Annotated in this window: 3 protein-coding genes; 1 reads left to right on the top strand and 2 read right to left on the bottom strand. The window is 45.9% G+C overall.

Features of this window, described 5'->3' with window-relative positions:
- Nucleotides 1-296 precede the first annotated feature (296 nt).
- A complete protein-coding gene (gene rimM / locus PX481_RS19285; RefSeq protein WP_002759724.1) occupies nucleotides 297-875 on the bottom strand; it encodes a ribosome maturation factor RimM in 579 nt (192 codons plus the stop codon).
- A gap of 150 nt (nucleotides 876-1,025) precedes the next feature.
- On the opposite strand from rimM, the gene PX481_RS19280 reads away from it, so the two are divergent.
- Nucleotides 1,026-1,823, top strand: a complete 798-nt coding sequence (locus PX481_RS19280; RefSeq protein ID WP_288027313.1) for a Tab2/Atab2 family RNA-binding protein — start codon at nucleotides 1,026-1,028, stop codon at nucleotides 1,821-1,823.
- On the opposite strand, the gene PX481_RS19275 is transcribed toward PX481_RS19280, so the two are convergent.
- Nucleotides 1,806-2,600 (bottom strand): CPBP family intramembrane glutamic endopeptidase, encoded by a 795-nt coding sequence (locus tag PX481_RS19275; protein ID WP_002759726.1) that lies wholly within the window; start codon nucleotides 2,598-2,600, stop codon nucleotides 1,806-1,808. The two genes, PX481_RS19280 and PX481_RS19275, sit on opposite strands and share 18 nt — an antisense overlap.
- Nucleotides 2,601-2,728 lie beyond the last annotated feature (128 nt).

Here is a 2,728-nt window from a genome sequence, read left to right as displayed (position 1 = left end):
TGGGGTTGTCTCTTTCATCGCTGATCTTTCAACGTAAAGTGCTTATTCTATAACAATTATACTCTATTATACTCTTGTTGATCGTTTAAGTCCCACTAATAATCCTCCTAAATATTGTCTGAACCCGTTTTTTTGCGCTTCGCTCTTGAAGCAGTTGTCAAAACGTCCACACCATCGGTGAAAGCAGGGAGGCATCGCGACTGGGGTTGTCTCTTTCATCGCTGCTCTCTCAACGTCAAGTGCTTACTCTATAACGATTATACTCTATTATACTCTTGTTGATCGTTTAAGTCCCACTAGGATAAATTGATCTCTAATAACCCCGGTGGTGGCGCAATCTCGATGCGTGCCGCTTTCAGATCCACCAGTGGAACAATTTCTTTGACGAAGGGGACCAAGGCCCTGGCCTCTGAGTCGGAGGATGGACTTTTTTTCTTGACGGAGGCTAGATTTGCTTCTAGTTGCACTGCTAAAATGTCATTACCCGCCCACAAAATATCTACTACAACCCCGATTTTTTCTCCTGTCAGGTGATGATAAACCTCTAAGTTTACTAGCTCACTAACATGATATTCATCCGCTTTTAGGCGAGGTTTTTCTAGTTTATTCGCCCATAATTTATATCCGCGCAAAGCTTCGGCTTGTTCCCGATTTTCAACCCCCTCTAACTTGATAACATAAACATTTTTGCCCGGTAGCTCACGTCCCCTGAGCAGAGTAATTTCTCGGATTTCTCCCCCCTGGGGTCCTTGTATTCCCCTCATCCCTCGCTTCTGAAAACGTTCGGGAAAATCTGATACCGATAAAACTCGCAATTCTCCCTCCAGTCCCTGGGGTGCTACTATTGTCCCAATTTCTAGCCAATTTTCTTCCATTGTCTCGATATTTTTTGCTATAGCTTTCCCTAGTATATAGCCTTTTTTGTCTCGCTCCTAGATTTTAAAAGTCTTGGTAAGCTAAAATTTTTAGTTGACCTCTACTCCTGACCATTTTTTGACTTTTTACTGGTGACTTTTGACTAAATTATGACTATTTGGCAAGCGGATTTTTATAAATCTTCATCTTCTTCACCTCTTGAGACAGTCTGGCAATTGTTAATTTCCGATTCTCTTGGTCATCTTATCTATGAAAATTCCTGTCCCCAATCCCAAGCTAATAGCGACTGGTTAACCCAACAGTTACAGCAAGCTTGTCAAGTCTCCCCTCCGGAAATTATCCAAGTTTTTCGCCCCCAATGCGCCAATTTATTTCTCCTCGCTGGTCAGAATTTACAGATCAAAATTGAGTTAACCCGTCACGTTAACGCTCTGAAAAAACAGCTAGAATTGCGGCAAATCCCCATAAATATCGACTCTCCTCCACCGCAACCCCTACCAGACCAATTTTTAGGTCAAGAGTGGCGTTTTGCTCGCTTTCCCGCCGTTGATTTAGTTAACTTTTTTGGCGATCGCAGAATACCGATTCTTTCCCTACCAGAAGCCTTTTCTCCTTTAAAATTAGGTTTAGCCTCCACTCTCATGATCCCCGGCGTGGTTATTACCGGTGGTAAAAAATCTCTTGCCATCGCTCGTTGGTTAGAGGAAATTAACCCGGTATTTATCGATCATATTCCCACAGAAAGGGGGCGATCGGGCGGTTTAGTCTTGGAATCGGGTCTAAATGAACGTTGGATTTTTCTGACCTACGAAGATGAAGAAGTGGCCCTGGCAGCCAATGTTTATCAAGCAACCAAACAGGAAAGCCAAGGTTTGCACTTTCTCCTGATACAACCGGATGATTCTGGTCGCACTTTTACCGGCTTTTGGCTACTGAAACAAGTTTAACCCCCAAGCTGTCCCCAAGAGGCAAAGAATACCCGCTAAACCCGCTAAAGGTTGGTTATAGATACCTTTGACCCAAACTAACCCAGAATCGCTGTAAGACATCAATTCGGCACTGTCTAGCAAAGCTAATCCCCACACCCAACCGCTATGAAGTCCCCAAGCTAATCCTAAACTACCATGATCGATCGCCCGCGCCCAGACCAGAACCATCCCCATCAGAAATAAACCGGGTAGTTGCGGCAGCGTTTGCTGACGGTCCCAAAGCAGGTGCAGCAGGGCAAAAATTAGGCTAGAAATGGCTCCCGCCACCCAAAAACCGTATTCTTGGCTTAATTGGCTCAAAAAGATGCCCCGAAAGATTAATTCCTCGGTAATACCCACCCAGAGAGCCACTATCAACAGGGGTAAACTCAAGGAAAAAGCGCGAGTGAGGTTTTTGGGCTGCCAATGTACCCATGTCAAAATCCCCTCTAGGAAAAAAATTATCCCTAATCCCACCACTGCCAGGATTAATCCTTTAGTTAGGGAGATAAATAGGGAAAATGACCAAATTAATCCGTAATTATGGAGGCTGCTCCCCTCTATCTTCAATAATCCCCAGATAACTAAGGGAGCCAAGGCGTAAAGAGAGGCCACTAGGGGCAATTTCTGGTCAGGTTTTGTCCCTTGCAGCGGTTGCCATCCCAAACGACTCCCTAAACCAATGGCAATCGGCAGCCAGAGAATTAACCAGGCTAACAGGAAAATAATAATTTTTATTAAGGCGGCAATCTCCATTGTCAATTAGGTGTTACGGAAGTGGGGTGTGGGGTGTGGGGTGTGGGGGGTGGGGAGATGGGGTGGGGGGGGGTGGGGTGTGGGGTGTGGGGGGTGGGGGGGGGGGGGCGGGGGGGGGGGGGGGGGGG

The organism is Microcystis sp. M53603_WE2 (assembly GCF_030065435.1).
The sequence above is the reverse complement of the archived record's forward strand: the minus strand, read 5'-3'. Positions and strand labels throughout refer to the sequence as shown.

What these genes read in the sequence shown, in the direction of transcription:
- PX481_RS19275 (WP_002759726.1), bottom strand. Translation starts at nt 2,600, where the DNA reads ATGGAGATTGCCGCCTTAATAAAAATTATTATTTTCCTGTTAGCCTGG.
- PX481_RS19280 (WP_288027313.1), top strand. Translation starts at nt 1,026, where the DNA reads ATGACTATTTGGCAAGCGGATTTTTATAAATCTTCATCTTCTTCACCT.
- rimM (WP_002759724.1), bottom strand. Translation starts at nt 875, where the DNA reads ATGGAAGAAAATTGGCTAGAAATTGGGACAATAGTAGCACCCCAGGGA.